Here is a 17142-nt window from a genome sequence, read left to right on the forward strand (position 1 = left end):
AAATGCTCCGATGCGTCGCTGTCAGAATAGCTACGTCAAAAACCTAATCGCCATGGCACAATCTTGGCGGTGGTTTGTTCTCCCATTCAACCAGTATATGGGTCAGGAGAGCGGGGCCAAAGGTTCATGCGCGTCTCTCACGCCGGCCCGTGGCAGAGCGTCGCGGCAACGCGCCATGCAGAAACGCACCTGTACACGCTCGCGTGACCTCCATAACCTCCGCGGCGTAATTTTTTGGAGATGCGGCGTGGCGAAGAAGACGGCGACCAAGAAGAAAAGTGTTGCAAGGAAAGTAACGAAGACCTCGGTCAAGACGAGCACCGCCCGCAAGGGGGCCGTTGCAAAGGCGGCCAAGAAGACAGTCAAGAAGCCGGCACCGCGCAAGGCGGCCGCGGCACGCCGTCCGAAAGGTCCGGTCTGGCAATGGTCCGCGGTCGACACCGCGGCCGCGATCCGCAACGGCGCGATCTCCGCGGTCGAGACCGTCGAAGCACATCTCGAACGGATGCGCGCCGTCAATCCGCGGCTGAACGCGGTTGTCGTCGATCTCTCTGAAGAAGCGCTTGCCGCTGCGCATGCGGCCGACAAGCAGCGCGGCAGGGGCGGTGAGCTCGGCCTCCTGCACGGCGTGCCGATCACCATCAAGGAAAACGTCGATTACGAGGGCCGGCCCAATTTCAACGGCGTGCCCGCCAACAAGGATCTCGTCGCGCCGTCGGATTCGCCGGTCGTGCGTAACCTGAAGAAGGCCGGCGCGATCGTTCTCGGCCTCACCAACACGCCGGAATTTTCGTTCCGCGGCTTCACCGACAATCCGCTGCACGGGTTGACGCTGAACCCCTGGGACCCGAACATCACCTGCGGCGGTTCCTCGGGCGGCGCGGGCTCGGCGGTCGCCGCCGGCATCGGCACCATCGCCCATGGCAACGACATCGGCGGCTCGCTGCGGTGGCCGGCGCATTGCAACGGCGTTGCCACCATCAAGCCGACGCAGGGCCGCATCCCCGCCTTCAACGGAAGCGCCACGGCCGAGCGTCCGATGCTGGCGCATCTGATGTCGGCGCAGGGCCCGCTCGCCCGTCACGTCGGCGACGTCCGCCTCGCGCTCGATGTGATGAGCCAGCGCGATCCGCGCGATCCTTGGTGGGTGCCGGCGCCGCTGGCCGGGCCGAAGCCGAAGGGACCGATCAAGGTCGCACTGGCCAGGATTCCGGAGGACATGGACGTCGATCCGTCCGTCCGCGCGGCGCTGCGTCAGGCCGCCGATCACCTGGAGCGCTCCGGCTATCGCGTCAGCGAAGTCGATGTCCCCGACATCGACGGCGTCTGGCAGACCTGGTGCGACATCATCACCAACGAGACCGTGGTGATGCAGGAGGCCGGCATGCTGAAGGTGACGTCCGAGGACTTCCACAAGGCCTGGGGCGGCATGAAGACCAAGGCCAATGTGCTCGATCTCAAGGCCTGGATGCAGGCGACGGCCGCACGCAACGGCCATATCCGCGCCTGGCAATTGTTCTTCGAGGAATATCCTGTCGTGCTGGCGCCGACCACGGTGAAACCGACGCCGGGTCCGCGCGACGACACCGTCAGTGCCGATCGCGTGAAGGAAATCTTCTGGGGCGAGATCCGCTTCATCTCTGCCATCAACGTGCTGGGCCTGCCCGGCGCGGTGGTGCCGGTGTCCTTGCATGACGGCAAGCCGATCGGCGTGCAGCTGATCGCCGGCCGCTATCGCGAGGACCTCGCGCTCGATGCGGCGGCCGCGATCGAGAAGCGTGCCGGAGTGCTCGCTCACCGGCTCTGGGACACGATGGAGTAAGGTGAAAATGCCACCCTCTCCTACGACGAGGGGAGAGGGTGGCATAGGCGGCCTTCGGCCGCCGTCCTTGGAACGCCGATGCTTTGCATCGGCTATGGCGCAGCGGCGAGGCTAAGGCGTACGAATTCATTAATCCAATTCGATTCAAGTTTTAGCCAATTCACCAACAATCGTTAGGGTTACTTCCTCGATCTCTAGGCGAATTATTGTCCGCTTTACCACCCGCCTCTAACAGAGGAACGGCGGACAACGCACGTGCCTCATACAGGCCAATAAGTGCGGCCCGCTCCACGCGGAGGTGGCACGATGCGCAACGAGACGATCGCTATTCACGCCGGCTACGAGCCCGAAGCCACCACGCACGCGGTTGCGGTGCCGATCTACCAGACCGCGGCCTATGCCTTCGACAGCGCCGATCACGGCGCCGCGCTCTTCAATCTCGAGGCTGAGGGTTTTCGCTACAGCCGCATCGCCAATCCGACCAGCGCGGTGCTGGAGAAGCGTATCGCGCAGCTCGAAGGCGGCGTCGGCGCGCTCGCGGTTGCGACCGGCCAGGCTGCGCTGCATTTCGCCTTCGTCAACGTCGCCGATCACGGCGGCAACATCGTTTCCGTGCCGCAGCTCTACGGCACCACGCACACGCTGCTCTCGCACATCCTGCCGCGGCAGGGCATCACCGGCCGTTTCGCCGAGAGCGACAAGCCGGATGCGATCGCAAAACTGATCGACGAGAACACACGCGCCGTGTTCGCCGAGACCATCGGCAATCCCGCCGGCAATGTCTGCGACATCGAGGCTCTCGCCAAGATCGCGCATGCGCACGGCGTGCCGCTGATCGTGGACAACACGGTTGCGACCCCGATCCTGCTCAAGCCGTTCGACTACGGCGCCGACATCGCCGTGCATTCGCTGACCAAGTTTCTGGGCGGCCACGGCACCACGCTCGGTGGTGCGATCGTCGATTCCGGAAATTTCCCCTGGGCGAAGCACGCCGACCGCTTTCCCGGCTACAACAAGCCGGACGCCTCCTATCACGGCCTTGTCTATGCCGAGCGCTTCGGCAAGACCGCCTATATCGAGCGCGCGCGGAGTATCTATCAGCGCACCATGGGCTCGGTGCTGTCGCCGTTCAACGCCTTCCTGCTGCTCCAGGGCATCGAGACCGTCGCGCTGCGTATGGAGCGCCATGTCGAGAACGCCCGCAAGGTCGCCGAATTCCTGCGCAAGGATTCGCGCGTTGCCTGGGTCAACTACACCGGCTTTCCGGACAGCCCCTATTACCCGCTCGTTCAGAAATACCTCGACGGTAATGCCTCCTCGCTGTTCACCTTCGGCATCAAGGGCGGCATGGAGTCCGGCAAGACCTTCTACGATGCACTGAAGCTGATCACACGCCTGGTCAATATCGGCGATGCCAAGTCGCTGGCGTGCCATCCGGCCTCGACCACGCATCGGCAGATGTCGGCGGAGCAGCAGCGCGTCGCCGGCGTGCTGCCGGAGACGATCCGCCTGTCAATTGGCATCGAGCATTCCGCAGATATCATCGAGGACATCGGCCAGGCGCTAGAGAAGGCCTGCCCGTCGGCACGCCTCCAGGCCGCGGAGTAGGCGACCGCGCCGATGACGATCTTGATCGACAGGGATCAAGGTATATCGAGCCCGGCGCTGGTGCCGGCCGAGGGCGATCTCGCGCGCGACCACGGTCTCGCCGATCTCACGATCGGTCTGATCAACAACATGCCGGATCCGGCGCTGAAGGCGACCGAGCGGCAGTTCATGCGGCTGCTCCAGGCGGCTGCAGGTCCGCGCCGCATCCGTTTCCATTGTTTCTCGCTGCCCTCGGTGAAGCGGTCGCCCGAGGCGAAGTGGCATGTCGAAAGCGAATATTCGGAGCTCAGCGAGCTCAGGCACCACAAGTTCGACGGGTTGATCGTGACCGGCGCCGAGCCGGTCGCGCCCGAGCTCGACCAGGAGCCGTATTGGCGCGACCTCACCGACCTGATCGACTGGGCCAAGGTCAACACGCGCTCGACGATCTGGTCGTGCCTCGCCGCGCATGCGGCGGTGCTGCATCTCGACCGCATCGCGCGGCGGCGGCTCCCGGCTAAATGTCACGGCATTTTCGACTGCGAAGCTGCGACGAACGATCCGCTGACGCGCGCTGCGCCTGCGCCCCTCAAGGTCTCGCATTCCCGCCTGAACGAGATCGCCGAGAGCGACCTCACGCAGGCCGGCTACCAGGTGCTGACCCGTTCGGCAAAGGCCGGCGTCGATATCTTCGTCAGGCAATATGCCAGCCGCTTCGTCTTCTTCCAGGGCCACCCGGAATACGATGCGCTGTCGCTTCAGCGCGAATATCTGCGCGATATCGGCCGCTATCTCGCGCGCGAGCGCGAGGCTTATCCGCACCTGCCCGTGAGCTATTTTGACGCAGCGACCGAAGAGAAGCTCGCCCGCTTCGAGAAGAAGGCGACCCAACAGCGCCACCCCGCGCTCACCAACGAACTGCCTGCGCTGAATCTGCGCGCCGATATCGCCGCCGGCAGCGCCGCGGCGGCGCTTTTCCGCAACTGGCTGCAATGTCTCGGTGCGGAAGCCGATATTTCGGTCCTGGCACGCTAGACGAAGGGCGTTGGTTCCGCGTTAGGATTACCCGGGCGTTAGGCTTGCCTCTACCAGCGCACGAATGTTTCAGTAGAGAAATAGGGAATCGCAGGAAACGCAGTCGGTGTGGTCGGCACTCCAGGGACGCGTGAGCAATCGGCTGGCCCGGCATTTCCGTGCCGCGCCGCACCGGCTGCCTGCGCATGCGCCGATGGTGAGCTTCACGTTTGACGACGCGCCCGATAGCGCCGCAGGCGAGGGCGCCGCGCTTCTGGAGACGCATGGCGGCCGCGGCACCTATTACCTCGCCGGCAGCCTGATCGATCGTCCGTCGGATCACTGGCACGGCCTGTCGAACGACGCGATCGTGCGGCTTCACCGGGCCGGTCACGAGATTGCTTGCCATACCTTTTCGCACCAGAGCTCGGCCGATCTCGACGAGGCCGCCATGGCGCGCGAGATCGAGCGTAACCGCAGCCATTTCCACACCATCGATTCCTCGATCGTGCTGGAGAACTTCGCCTACCCCTATGGAATCGCCTCTGTCTGGCGCAAGCCGCAGCTTGCAAAGGCCTTTCGCTCGGCGCGCGGCATCCTTCCCGGCGTCAATCGCGACGTCATCGACCTCCAGTTCCTGCGCGCCTCGCCTCTGGTCGATCGCGAGATCGATATTGCTGGCGTCGATCGCTATTTCGACGAGGCGGTGGCGAGCGGCGGATGGCTGATCTTCTACGGCCACGACGTCGCCGACGCGCCAAGCCCCTACGGCTGCACGCCGCACCTGATGCGCCATGCGCTGGAGGCGGCCGGGAAGCGCGACATGCCGATCGTGACGGTGGCGGAAGCGCTGCGACGAATCGGGGCGTAGCTTCTTCTTCCTTCTCCCCTTGCGGGAGAAGGTGGCATAGGCGGCCTTCGGCCGCCGTTCCTAGGAACGCCGAAGCAAAGCTTCGGCTATGGCGCCGGATGAGGGGTATGTCTCCACAGAGCAAGCTTTACCGAATCCGTGGATAGATACCCCTCACCCGTCTCGCGCTACGCGGCGATCCACCCTCTCCCGCAAGGGGAGAGGGGAAGAGTCCTGCCTGCCATCCAAACAGTCTTGCCATGCCCGCGCGGTCATGCGACTGGCCTTGTGACGAATCCTACGGCCTTGTACCGACACACCCATGTCCGCACCTTCCACCGCCCCGCTGCCTGCGCCGGCCAACGGCCGCGACGCGCTGTCGGTGCTGCATTCGGTGTTCGGCTTGCCGGGGTTCCGCGGCGCGCAAGGCGAGATCATCCGGCACGTCACGGATGGCGGCAATTGCCTGGTATTGATGCCGACCGGCGGCGGCAAGTCGCTGTGCTATCAATTGCCGTCACTGCTGCGCGAAGGCTGCGGTATCGTGGTGTCGCCGCTGATCGCGCTGATGCGCGACCAGGTCGCCGGCCTGCTCGAGGCCGGGGTCAATGCCGCCGCGCTGAACTCGTCGCTGACGCTGCAGGAAGCTTCCGACATCGAGCGCCGCCTGATCGCGGGCGATCTCGACCTGCTCTATGTCGCGCCGGAACGCCTGGTGACGCCGCGCTGCCTGTCGCTGCTGGCGCAGGCGAAGGTCGCGCTGTTCGCGATCGACGAGGCGCATTGCGTCTCGCAATGGGGCCATGACTTCCGCCCCGAATATGTCGGCCTCTCCATCATCGCCGAACGCTTTCCGAACGTTCCGCGCATCGCGCTGACCGCGACCGCCGACGAGCTGACGCGCAAGGAGATCGTCGAGCGCCTTCGGCTCGCCGACAGCCCGCAATTCGTCTCCAGCTTCGATCGCCCGAATATCCGCTACGAGATCGTCGACAAGCGCAACGCAGTGTCGCAGCTGAAAGAATTCATCCGGGAGCGGCATGCGGGCGACGCCGGCGTGGTCTATTGCCTGTCGCGCAATCGCGTCGAGGAGGTTGCCGCCGCGCTCGACGACGCCGGCATTGCGGCGCTGCCCTATCACGCCGGGCTCGACAGCAGCATACGCTCGCGCAACCAGGACCGGTTCCTCAACGAGGACGGCATCGTCATCGTCGCGACCATCGCCTTCGGCATGGGCATCGACAAGCCCGACGTCCGCTTCGTCGCCCATCTCGATCTGCCCAAGAGCATCGAGGCCTATTATCAGGAGACGGGGCGCGCCGGTCGCGACGGCAAGCCGTCGGCGGCCTGGATGGCCTATGGTCTCTCCGACATCGTGCAGCAGCGCCGCATGATCGACGAGTCCAGCGGTTCTGACGATTTCAAGCGGGTGTCGATCGGCAAGCTCGACGCACTGGTCGGCCTCGCCGAGACCGCGCAGTGCCGGCGCAAGCGGCTGCTCGCCTATTTCGGCGAGGCCGAGACGGCGAACAATTGCGGCAATTGCGACAACTGCCTGACGCCGCCCAAGATGCGCGACGGCAAGGTGCTGGCGCAGAAGCTGTTGTCCTGCGCCTATCGCACCGGGCAGCGTTTCGGTGCGATGCAGCTGATCGACGTCCTGATTGGCCGCCTCACCGAAAAGGTGACGCAGTTCGGACACGACAAATTGTCCGTGTTCGGCATTGGGCGCGAGCTGAACGAGAAGCAGTGGCGGACCGTGCTGCGGCAGCTGGTGGCGATGGGGCATTTGTACAGCGACAGCGAGGCGTTCGGCGCGCTGAAACTGACGGAGAGCGCGCGCGGTGTGCTACGCGGCGAGACCGAGGTCTGGCTGCGCGAGGAAGCACCGGGCACGCGTGTTCGCGCGAGCCGGACAAAATCGCGCCGTGGTGACCTCGCGCCTGCGGCCAACGCGCCGCAGGGCGATGTCGATCCCGAATTGCGGGCGCGGCTGAGGTCCTGGCGTTCGGACATCGCGCGCGAACGGGGCGTGCCGGCCTATGTCGTGCTGCACGATGCGACCATCGACGGCATCGTCCGGGCGTGGCCGACGACGCTGGACGAGCTCCGCAACGTGCCCGGCATCGGCGACAAGAAGCTCGAGCATTACGGCGACGAGCTGCTCCAGATCGTCAAGACGCGGTAGGGCATCCTGACCCGTAGCCCGGATGGAGCGAAGCGCAATCCGGGGAAGTCTTTCCGTATTGTACAAGTCCCGGATTACGCTTCGCTCCATCCGGGCTACAGACCTCAGCCGTTCCGGAACGCGTACCCATACCCGTTGAGCGCCGGCGCGCCGCCGAGATGGGCGTAGAGAATCTTTGCGCCCTTCTCGAAATGGCCCTTTTGGGTCAGGTCGATGAGGCCTTGCATCGATTTGCCCTCATAGACGGGGTCGGTGATCATCGCCTCTAACCGTGCGGTGAGGCGGATCGCTTCCTTGGTCTCTTCCGACGGCACGCCATAGGCGGGATAGGCGTATTCCTCGATCAGCACGACGTCGTCTTCGACGATATCCTTGCCGAGCTCGACGAGCTTGGCGGTGTTCTGCGCGATCGAGAGCACCTGCGCTTTCGTTTGCGCCGGCGTGAACGAGGCGTCGATGCCGATCACCTTCCGCGCGCGGCCGTCGGCGGCGAAGCCGACCAGCATGCCGGCATGGGTCGAGCCGGTGACGGTGCAGACCACGATGTAGTCGAACTTGAAGCCGAGCTCGGCTTCCTGCTTGCGCACTTCCTCGGCGAAGCCGACATAGCCGAGGCCGCCGAATTTGTGCACGGAGGCACCGGCGGGAATCGCGTAGGGCTTGCCGCCCGCCGCCTTCACCTCCTCGATCGCCTGCTCCCAGCTCTTGCGGATGCCGATGTCGAAGCCGTCATCCACCAGGCGCACGTCGGCGCCCATGATGCGCGACAGCATGATGTTGCCGACGCGGTCATAGACGGCGTCCTCGTGCGGGACCCAGGCTTCCTGCACCAGGCGGCACTTCATGCCGATCTTGGCGGCGACCGCCGCGATCATGCGGGTGTGGTTGGACTGCACGCCACCGATCGAGACCAGCGTGTCCGCGTTCGAGGCGATCGCGTCCGGGATGATATATTCGAGCTTGCGCAGCTTGTTGCCGCCATAGGCGAGGCCGGAATTGCAGTCCTCGCGCTTGGCATAGATCTCGACATTGCCGCCGAGATGCTTTGACAGCCGTTCCAGCTTCTCGATGGGCGTCGGGCCGAAGGTCAGCGGATAGCGCGCGAATTTGTCCAGCATCATTGGGTCATCCCGATTGGCGTTGAATTGGCTCTAGCGCCTAGCACTGCCGTGGACAAATGTGCTTTCAAATATTGCGCAACAACTTCCACAAAGCTTGCGCTCTGGCGTCGAATAGATCTACTTTCTTCCGAATTGAAGCCAAAGATCGAAAGCTTCTTCCATGGCTGCCCGACTCGATCGCACCGACCTTAAAATGTTGAGATTGCTGCAAAATAACGGCCGGCTGAGCAACGCCGAGCTGGCCGAAACCGTCGCCATCAGCCCCGCCACCTGCCATCGCCGCACCCAGCGCCTGTTCGAGGACGGCTTCATCGCCGCGGTCCGCGCCATGGTTGCGCCGAAGAAGGTGGCGAAGGGCACGCTGGTGATGGTCGGCGTCGTGCTCGACCGCTCGACCCCGGAGAGTTTTGCCACCTTCGAGCAAGCGATCACCCGGCTGAAATGCGTGCTCGACTGCCACCTCGTCGCCGGCGACTTCGACTATTTCCTCAAGATCCGCGTCGGCGACATGGAGGATTTCAACCGCATCCACGGCGAACAGCTGATCGCGCTGCCCGGCGTGCGCCAGACCCGGACCTTCTTCGTGATGAAGGAGGTCGTCGACAACGCGCCGCTGGAGTTTTGAGCCATAGCGTTTTCCAGCGAAGTGGAAACCGGTTCGCGTCATAAAACGCGTCAAAACAAAATCCAGTGCACTTGATGCGCGATCCGCATCATGGGAGATTCGTTCGATGCAGACATTCTCCTTCCGCCACCTCAATCCGGCCGGGCCGGCCTATCGGCGCGGTTGGGTGGACGAGGCCGTCGCCGCGATCGAGGCCGACCAGTGCCGCACGGCCGACACGCATCTGATCCGGCTGATCGTGCCGGCGCTATCAGGCATCGACATCTATCTGAAGGATGAGTCCACGCATCCGACCGGCAGCCTGAAGCACCGCCTTGCGCGCTCGCTGTTCCTCTACGCGCTCTGCAACGGGCACATCCGCGAAGGCACGCCTGTGGTCGAGGCCTCGTCGGGATCGACGGCGGTGTCGGAAGCCTATTTCGCGCAGATGATCGGCGTGCCCTTCTACGCCGTGATGCCGCGCACGACCTCGGCGGAGAAGATCGCCGCGATCGAGCATTATGGCGGCAACTGCCATCTGATCGACGACGGCCGCGCGCTCTACGCGGAAGCCGCCGCGCTCGCTACCCGGCTGAACGGCCACTACATGGACCAGTTCACCTTTGCCGAGCGCGCCACCGATTGGCGCGGCAACAACAACATCGCCGAATCGATCTTCACGCAATTGCAGGGCGAGCCGCGTCCGATTCCCGACTGGATCGTCATGGGTGCCGGCACCGGCGGCACCTCGGCCACCATCGGACGGTACTTGCGTTATCGCCAGTATCCGACACGGCTGTGCGTCGCCGACGTGGAGCATTCCGCCTTCTTCGATTGCTTCCGCACGCAGGACCGCTCTCACGTTTGCGAACGCCCATCGCTGATCGAGGGCGTCGGCCGGCCGCGCTGCGAACCCTCCTTCGTCCCCGGCGTGGTCGACCGCATGATGAAGATCCCAGATGCGGCAACGATCGCGGCGATGAACGTGCTGTCGCGCCGGCTGCGCCGCGCGGTCGGCGGCTCCACCGGCACTAACTTCCTGGCACTGTGCCGCCTCGCCTCGGAGATGCGACAGGCGAACGTATCAGGGTCGCTGGTGACGCTGATCTGCGATTCCGGCGAGCGCTACCGGCAGACCTATTACGAGCCCGAATGGCTGAAGGGGCGCGGCCTCGATCCTGGGCCGTTCGAGGCGGCCCTGTCGTCGTTCCTCACGACGGGTGAGCCACTGACGCTCGATGTCGACGACGTCGCAAATCCGCAGATCGTACCAAGCCCCGAGGCATCCTAGCCGACGTTTTCCTGCCACTTCCAAAATGGCACGATCGTCACGGCAACTTCACTTGCCTTGCACGCACACGCGGGTGAGCTTCGCCTCTTCTCAACGAGGAGATCATGCCGTGCGCCTTCCCATTCTCGATCCGAAAGATCTGACCGACGAACAGAAGCCGCTCTATGACGACATGCGAGCCGGCATCAAGGACCACTTCAAGGGCTTCGTGAACATGCGCGACGACGGCGCGCTGCTGGGGCCGTGGAATCCCTGGATCCGCGAGCCGCGCTTCGGCAAGCCGGTGTGGGAGCTGGTCAAGGCAATCGCGTCGAACCCGCTGCTGCCGGCGCCGGTGCGCGAGGTCGCGATCCTCGTCACCGGCTCGCATTTCCGCTCCGGCTACGAGCTCTATGCTCATGTGCTCGTTGCCGAGCAGCGCGGCCTCTCCGACGAGAAGCTCGCGACCATCGTCGCGGGCCAGCGGCCGGTCGATCTCACCAAGCAGGAGGCCGTCGCCTACGACGTTGCGTCCGCGTTGGTCAGCGGCGGCGTGCTGCCGGAATTGACCTGGCGCGCCGCGGTGAAGGAGTTCGGCGAGCACGGCGCGGCCGAGCTGTCCTATCTCGTCGGCGTCTACTGCATGGTCTCGGTCACGCTCAACACGTTTGACGTGCCGGTGCCGGAGTAGACGCTGCTTCGACGATCACTCCGCCGCCTTGCTTACAGGCGGCGGGGGCGCCCAGGCGATGCAGCGATTGCGGCCTTCGGCCTTGGCCTGGTAGAGCGCATGATCGGCCGCGCCCATCGGCGCGTCGATGCCGGAAATGCTGACGGTGGCTGCCGCCATGCCGATGCTCATGGTGAGGCCGAACTGAACCTTGTCGGCAAAGACCTGCGCGCTCGTCACGCGCTTGCGGACGCCGCCGGCAAACCGCTCGGCAGCGTCGTGCCTCTGCGTACCGCCAGCGCTTCGAATGCGGCCGACAATGATGTGTTGCCGAAGCCGAGCCCGAGCGTGACGGCGGGGATGGTCGCATAGATCGTGCGAAGATCGAGGTAGATGTTGGGGACATCGGGCTTTGCCGGCGCGTCGTCCTCATCGTCGGCAGCGAAGGCAGTGCCTGCCGAGATCGTCAGACAAAGCAGTCCCATCGCGACAGCGCGCGAAGCCTGGCGATGCGATGGGTTGTGATGGGACACGTGACAATCCGACGCGTGGCGATTTGATGACGGAACCGTTGTTGGATGGAACGTGATCGCTCGGGTGGTCAAGCGGTATCCGTAAGCGATGGACGGCACGGATGTGCGCGGCTACCCTGCCGTGATCGCACTGACACACGCGCCGGCCGGAGTGCGGGCCGGACATTGGAAGGACACAGCCATGAACACGTCACGCCGCATCCTGCTCACTGGTCTGGCGGGCCTCGCTGTCGCTCCGACCGCGGTGGCGGCTAGCGTACCGTCGGCCGAGCCTGGTGACGTGACGGTCGCTGAAGAGCGATTCGCGCGCACGATTGCCGCCGCCCATGCCCCTGACGTCACCTGCGCACGGCAGGCCGAACGCTATGCGGATGCGCATTGGCTGGAATATGTCGTGGCGGCGCGGGCCGTGCTCGGCGCGCGCGCGTGATGCTTTCTTCCCTTCTCCCCCAGTGGGAGAAGGTGGCGCGAAGCGCCGCTACGCGGCGATCCACCCTCTCCCACAGGGGGAGAGGGTAAGAAAGCGCCTCATTTCTCCACCGCCCGCCGAACCTGTTCGCCGATCTGCGACAGCACGAGCTGCGCCTGCGGCAGGATCGCGCCCATGGCATGGAAATTGTGGACCATGCCGTCATGGCAGACGTGCTCGACCGCGACGCCCGCGGCGAGCAGCTTGCGCGCATAGGCATTGCCCTCGTCGCGCATCGGATCGAATTCGGCGGTGTGGATGATCGCGGTCGGCAGGCCTGCAAGCCGCGTCGCGCGCAAGGGCGAGATGCGGGGATCGGCGGTGTCGATGCCATCAGGCAGATAATCGGCGAGATCGGCTTCGATGGTGGCGCGATCGATCAGATGGCCTTCGGCGAATGCCTCGCGCGAAGGCGAGGTCTCCTCGAAATCCAGCACCGGGCAGATCAGGCATTGCGCGACGATCGAGAGGCCGGCGGTCTGCATCGCTTCCTGGCACACGATCGCAGCGAGCGTGGCGCCGGCGGAATCGCCGCCGACCACCAGCCGTTCGGCGTCGATGCCCAGCGACGAAGCTTGCCGCGCGACCCACTCCGTGGCCGCGATCGCATCAATGACGGCAGCAGGAAATTTGTGCTCAGGCGCGAGCCGGTAATCGACCGAGACGAGGCGACAGCCGGTTACATGCGCCAGCGCCGCCGCGATGCGGTCATGGGTCGCAATGCTGCCGGCCACGAGCCCGCCGCCATGAAAGAACACAAAGCCCGGCGCGTGGTCGCCGGCTGATGCGGGCGAATAAAGGCGATAGGGCAGCTCTCCGCCGGGACCCGGAAACGTGCCGTCGGCGGTGGTCACATCCGGCGCATCAGTGCGTGCAAACTGCATCAGCTTGGCCAGCGACTGCCGCCGTGCCTCGACGCTCGGCCGGCTCCGCCCCTGCGGGGCGGCCGCAGCCATCATGGTCAACAAACGCCTTGCAAGCGGATCGAGCGGCATGGATCCTTCTCCCCTCGTCGGAGAGGGTAACGCACCATATCCCAGCAGGGAATCATTTAGACATTGGGACAATAGTGCCCGGATATTTCCAAGGGAGGCCGGTCATGGCCGAGATCAAGAAACCGATCGAATATTCGTCGAGCTGGACCTTCTTCGAGGGCAAATGGCACGACGGCAACGTGCCGATCATGGGCCCGCGCACGCATGCCGCCTGGCTCGGCTCGGTCGTGTTCGACGGCGCGCGCGCGTTCGAGGGCGTCGCGCCCGACCTCGACCGTCACGTCGCCCGCGCCAACCAATCCGCGATCAATTTTGGCCTGAAGCCGGTGGTCGACACCGGCACCTGGCTTTCGCTCGCACACGAAGGCATCGCGCGCTTCGCCGCGAATGCCGAGCTGTACGTCCGCCCGATGTACTGGGCGCAGAACGGTTCGGGCGGCGGCGTGCTGTTCGACCCCGAGACGACCAATTGGTGCCTGTGCATCTACGAGGCGCCGATGCCGAAACCCGTCGGCAACGCCATCACGCTGTCGCCGTTCCGCAGGCCCACGGCCGAATGTGCGCCGGTCGAGGCCAAGGCCGCCTGTCTCTATCCGAACAATTCGCGCGCGCTCGCGGAAGCCGCCGGGCGCGGCTTCCAGAACGCGCTGATGCTCGACATGCTCGGCAATGTCGCGGAGTTCGGCAATTCCAACGTGTTCATGGCCAAGGACGGCGTGGTCTACACGCCGGTCCCGAACGGCACGTTCCTGAACGGCATCACGCGCCAGCGCGTCATCAGCCTGCTGCGCGGCGACGGCGTTACCGTGGTCGAGAAGACGCTGAGCTATGCCGACTTCCTCGCTGCCGACGAAATTTTCTCGACCGGCAATTTCGCCAAGGTCGCCCCCGTCATCCGCATCGACGATCGCGAACTGAAGCCGGGCCCGCTCTACACCAAAGCGCGCAAGCTCTATTGGGACTTTGCGCATGCGGTGAAGCTGGCGGCTTGATCCGCGCTTTTCGGCGTCCTAGCCACGTCGCTTAAACCGGCTGAACTGAAACGCCTGGGTCGACTTCCACGGCGTGTGATGCGTCTCGCTCCGCGTCTCGATCAGCTCGAACTCCGGCCCAAGCTCCGCAGCAAGACTCGCGCTGTCGTGCCGCTGCACCGGCAGGCCGCTGCATTTCTCCGGGCCATCAAGCGCAAATGTCGCGATGATGACGTGGCCGCCGGGCGCAATCGCCGACCGCAGGCGCTCGACGTAAGCGGCCCTGTCGCGCGGATCGGTCAGGAAGTGAAATGCCGCGCGATCGTGCCAGACGTCGTAGCTGTGCCCCGGCCGCCATGTCGTGGCGTCGGCAACGATCCAGTCGACTGCTGAAGCGGCGCGGCCGATTCGTCTCTTCGCCGCTTCAAGCGCGTTGGCGGAGAGATCCAGCACGGCGAGGTCGCGGTATCCGTCCTGCAGGAGAGCGTCCACCAGCCGCGAAGCACCGCCGCCGATGTCGATGATGGCGGCGCCATGGTCAGGACAGGCCGAGCGGATCATCTCGAGCGAGATCGCCGGGCTGTCCTGAAACCAGCTTACCTCGGCCTCGCCCTTGGTGGCGTAGACGTTGTCCCAGTGGGTGCTGCGGTCGGACATGGCGGCTCCGGCCTGGCCGGGACGACAGCGCGCAAGTCGCGCCGTTACGAACCGGCGGCCCGCGCGCCCGCCGCAGGTGGACGCGCCGGCGCGAACGAAATCCCTACTCGTCCTTCTTCGACATCCGCTCGAGGCGTTCCTGCATGTCCTTCATCTGCTGACGCAGGTCGTCGATGTTGCTGGTGTCCGTCGGCGCCGCAGCGCTTGCGTCGGCCTCCGGTTCGGGGCTGGTCGCCGGACGGCCCGCGTTGGGGGCAAACGGCTTGAACATCGAGAAGGTCTGCTGGAACAGCTCCATGTTGCGGCGGACCTGTTCTTCCAACGGAGCAAAAGGAGTGCCGGAGAGCGAGTTGGCGATCTGCTTGCGGAACTTCTCCTGCTCCTGGGTCAGCGTCGCGATCGACTGCTCCAGATATTTCGGCACCACCATCTGCATGCTGTCGCCGTAGAAGCGGATGAGCTGGCGCAGGAAGGTGGTCGGCAGCAGGTTCTGGCCGGCCTTGTTCTCCTGCTCGAAGATGATCTGGGCGAGCACGGAGCGGGTGATGTCGTCGCCGGTCTTGGCGTCGTAGACCAGGAAATCCTCTCCGTCCTTGACCATGGCGGCGAGGTCTTCGAGCGTCACGTAGGTGCTCGTTCCGGTGTTATAGAGCCGGCGGTTCGCGTATTTCTTGATGGTGGTGGGTTGGTCTGATTTCGCCATGGGCTCTCACTTGCAAGCGCGGAGAACGGGAACCCGGCGGATAATGCCGCAGGGCGGGAAGAGTACGCAACGCAACAAAATAAGCATTTTCAAAGGGGTCACGCTACCGTTTTGTGCGCCACGGTTAATCGGGCAGCAAAAACGTGCTTGCGAAAGCGCCAAGAACGCTATTTTGAATGCGTTGCGGCATGAATTCGGTCGCCGGCCGATTGACATGCCTCAACGACGTTAACAGGATGCCATTCGAGACTGGCGAGCCGTTTCCCCAGCCCCGCCTGCCCCCTTTCAACACCAGGAGATGCCCATGTCAGACGATGTCGTCATCGTCAGCGCCGCCCGCACCCCGGTCGGAAGCTTCAACGGAGCGTTCGCGACCCTTCCCGCCCATGACCTCGGCGCCATCGCCATCAAGGCCGCGCTGGAGCGTGGTGGCATCGAGCCCGGCCGGGTCTCCGAAGTCATCATGGGGCAGATCCTGACCGCGGCTCAGGGCCAGAACCCGGCCCGCCAGGCCTCGATTGCCGCCGGCATTCCGGTGGAGAGCCCGGCCTGGGGCGTCAACCAGCTTTGCGGCTCGGGCCTGCGCACCGTCGCGCTCGGCTACCAGGCGCTGCTCAACGGCGATTCCGAGATCGTGGTCGCCGGCGGCCAGGAATCCATGAGCATGGCTCCGCACGCCCAGTATCTGCGCGGCGGCGTCAAGATGGGCCCGGTCGAGTTCGTCGACACCATGATCAAGGACGGCCTGTGGGATGCCTTCAACGGCTATCACATGGGGAATACGGCCGAGAACGTCGCGCGCCAGTGGCAGATTACCCGCGCCCAGCAGGACGAGTTCGCGGTCCACTCGCAGCAGAAGGCCGAGGCGGCGCAGAAGGCCGGCAAGTTCAACGACGAGATCGTTCCCGTCACCATCAAGACCCGCAAGGGCGACATCGTCGTCAGCGCCGACGAATATCCGCGTCATGGCGCAACGCTCGACGGGATGGCGAAGCTCAAGCCCGCCTTCGAGAAGGAAGGCACGGTCACCGCGGGTTCGGCCTCCGGCATCAACGACGGCGCCGCTGCCGTTGTGCTGATGACGGCGAAGCAGGCCGCCAAGGAAGGCAAGAAGCCGATCGCGCGCATCGTGTCCTGGGCGCAGGCCGGCGTCGATCCGAAGATCATGGGCTCGGGCCCGATCCCGGCCTCGCGCGCCGCGCTGAAGAAGGCCGGCTGGAGCGTCGGCGATCTCGACCTGATCGAGGCCAACGAGGCCTTCGCGGCGCAGGCCTGCGCCGTCAACAAGGATCTCGGCTGGGACACCTCGAAGGTCAACGTCAACGGCGGTGCGATCGCGATCGGCCATCCGGTCGGCGCTTCCGGCGCACGCGTGCTGGTGACGCTGCTGCACGAGATGCAGAAGCGCGATTCGAAGAAGGGCCTCGCCACGCTGTGCATCGGCGGCGGCATGGGTATCGCGATGTGCCTGGCGCGCGACTGAAGCTGACATCTAACTTACGTGTCACTTGCGCGTGCGCTGCACACATAGATGAGTGCATCGCACGCGACTAAAAAGGCGGCGGTTGCAAATCAAATATTCTTCGCAACAGCGCCAGCCTCGACTAAATACAAACGCCCGGCTCGACGCCGGGCGTTTTGTTCTTGATGTCCGTCAAACCAACCGCATAATCCGCATCTAAAACGAT

General features: G+C 64.7%; 17 protein-coding genes. 11 read left to right on the top strand and 6 right to left on the bottom strand.

Annotated elements, in window-relative coordinates:
* Positions 1-247: 247 nt before the first annotated feature.
* The 5 genes from AB4Z51_RS00115 (at position 248) to recQ (ending at position 7461) form a co-directional block, all read left to right on the top strand.
* Positions 248-1822: an amidase family protein gene (locus AB4Z51_RS00115; protein WP_439033877.1), complete on the top strand. Its 1575-nt coding sequence runs from the start codon at positions 248-250 to the stop codon at positions 1820-1822.
* 306 nt (positions 1823-2128) lie between these two features.
* Positions 2129-3430 carry an O-acetylhomoserine aminocarboxypropyltransferase/cysteine synthase family protein gene (locus tag AB4Z51_RS00120; RefSeq protein ID WP_439033878.1) on the top strand — a complete coding sequence of 434 codons (1302 nt, stop codon included), beginning with the start codon at positions 2129-2131 and terminating at the stop codon, positions 3428-3430.
* A gap of 12 nt (positions 3431-3442) precedes the next feature.
* Positions 3443-4444, top strand: a complete 1002-nt coding sequence (gene metA, locus AB4Z51_RS00125) for a homoserine O-succinyltransferase MetA (protein WP_439033879.1) — start codon at positions 3443-3445, stop codon at positions 4442-4444.
* A 106-nt stretch (positions 4445-4550) separates the two neighbouring features.
* Positions 4551-5294, top strand: coding sequence for a polysaccharide deacetylase family protein (locus AB4Z51_RS00130; protein ID WP_439033880.1), 744 nt, complete (start codon positions 4551-4553; stop codon positions 5292-5294).
* A gap of 301 nt (positions 5295-5595) precedes the next feature.
* Positions 5596-7461, top strand: coding sequence for a DNA helicase RecQ (gene recQ / locus AB4Z51_RS00135; protein WP_166346308.1), 1866 nt, complete (start codon positions 5596-5598; stop codon positions 7459-7461).
* 104 nt (positions 7462-7565) lie between these two features.
* Here the strand turns inward: recQ and AB4Z51_RS00140 are convergent, their stop codons facing one another.
* Positions 7566-8579 (bottom strand): 1-aminocyclopropane-1-carboxylate deaminase, encoded by a 1014-nt coding sequence (locus AB4Z51_RS00140; RefSeq protein WP_439035695.1) that lies wholly within the window; start codon positions 8577-8579, stop codon positions 7566-7568.
* A 163-nt stretch (positions 8580-8742) separates the two neighbouring features.
* On the opposite strand from AB4Z51_RS00140, the gene AB4Z51_RS00145 reads away from it, so the two are divergent.
* The 3 genes from AB4Z51_RS00145 to AB4Z51_RS00155 all read left to right on the top strand — a co-directional run bounded on the left by AB4Z51_RS00145 (position 8743) and on the right by AB4Z51_RS00155 (position 11147).
* On the top strand, positions 8743-9207 hold the full coding sequence (locus tag AB4Z51_RS00145; protein WP_038943290.1) for an Lrp/AsnC family transcriptional regulator: 465 nt from the start codon (positions 8743-8745) through the stop codon (positions 9205-9207).
* Positions 9208-9313: 106 nt separating this feature from the next.
* Positions 9314-10477 carry a PLP-dependent cysteine synthase family protein gene (locus AB4Z51_RS00150; protein WP_439033881.1) on the top strand — a complete coding sequence of 388 codons (1164 nt, stop codon included), beginning with the start codon at positions 9314-9316 and terminating at the stop codon, positions 10475-10477.
* 109 nt (positions 10478-10586) lie between these two features.
* Positions 10587-11147 carry a carboxymuconolactone decarboxylase family protein gene (locus AB4Z51_RS00155; RefSeq protein WP_028149518.1) on the top strand — a complete coding sequence of 187 codons (561 nt, stop codon included), beginning with the start codon at positions 10587-10589 and terminating at the stop codon, positions 11145-11147.
* Positions 11148-11162: 15 nt separating this feature from the next.
* Here AB4Z51_RS00155 and AB4Z51_RS00160 read toward each other — a convergent pair whose 3' ends face one another.
* Positions 11163-11366, bottom strand: coding sequence for a diguanylate cyclase domain-containing protein (locus AB4Z51_RS00160; protein ID WP_439033882.1), 204 nt, complete (start codon positions 11364-11366; stop codon positions 11163-11165).
* Complete coding sequence (locus tag AB4Z51_RS00165) at positions 11363-11659, bottom strand: hypothetical protein (RefSeq protein WP_247314694.1); 297 nt, start codon at positions 11657-11659, stop codon at positions 11363-11365. The genes AB4Z51_RS00160 and AB4Z51_RS00165 overlap by 4 nt, the downstream gene beginning before the upstream one ends.
* 181 nt (positions 11660-11840) lie before the next feature.
* Here AB4Z51_RS00165 and AB4Z51_RS00170 point away from each other — a divergent pair, with 181 nt between their 5' ends.
* On the top strand, positions 11841-12089 hold the full coding sequence (locus AB4Z51_RS00170; RefSeq protein ID WP_028149515.1) for a hypothetical protein: 249 nt from the start codon (positions 11841-11843) through the stop codon (positions 12087-12089).
* Positions 12090-12187: 98 nt separating this feature from the next.
* On the opposite strand, the gene AB4Z51_RS00175 is transcribed toward AB4Z51_RS00170, so the two are convergent.
* Complete coding sequence (locus AB4Z51_RS00175) at positions 12188-13123, bottom strand: alpha/beta hydrolase (RefSeq protein ID WP_439033883.1); 936 nt, start codon at positions 13121-13123, stop codon at positions 12188-12190.
* 104 nt (positions 13124-13227) lie between these two features.
* Here AB4Z51_RS00175 and AB4Z51_RS00180 point away from each other — a divergent pair, with 104 nt between their 5' ends.
* Positions 13228-14115: a branched-chain amino acid aminotransferase gene (locus AB4Z51_RS00180; RefSeq protein ID WP_441496767.1), complete on the top strand. Its 888-nt coding sequence runs from the start codon at positions 13228-13230 to the stop codon at positions 14113-14115.
* Positions 14116-14133: 18 nt separating this feature from the next.
* On the opposite strand, the gene AB4Z51_RS00185 is transcribed toward AB4Z51_RS00180, so the two are convergent.
* Positions 14134-14751, bottom strand: coding sequence for a class I SAM-dependent methyltransferase (locus AB4Z51_RS00185; RefSeq protein WP_441496768.1), 618 nt, complete (start codon positions 14749-14751; stop codon positions 14134-14136).
* A gap of 103 nt (positions 14752-14854) precedes the next feature.
* Positions 14855-15454: a polyhydroxyalkanoate synthesis repressor PhaR gene (gene phaR / locus AB4Z51_RS00190; protein WP_071908507.1), complete on the bottom strand. Its 600-nt coding sequence runs from the start codon at positions 15452-15454 to the stop codon at positions 14855-14857.
* A 304-nt stretch (positions 15455-15758) separates the two neighbouring features.
* Between phaR and AB4Z51_RS00195 the strand changes: the two genes are divergently transcribed.
* Positions 15759-16937, top strand: coding sequence for an acetyl-CoA C-acetyltransferase (locus AB4Z51_RS00195; protein WP_063986017.1), 1179 nt, complete (start codon positions 15759-15761; stop codon positions 16935-16937).
* Positions 16938-17142: the final 205 nt, after the last annotated feature.

Source organism: Bradyrhizobium sp. 2TAF36 (assembly GCF_052114925.1).
GTDB lineage: Bacteria > Pseudomonadota > Alphaproteobacteria > Rhizobiales > Xanthobacteraceae > Bradyrhizobium > Bradyrhizobium barranii.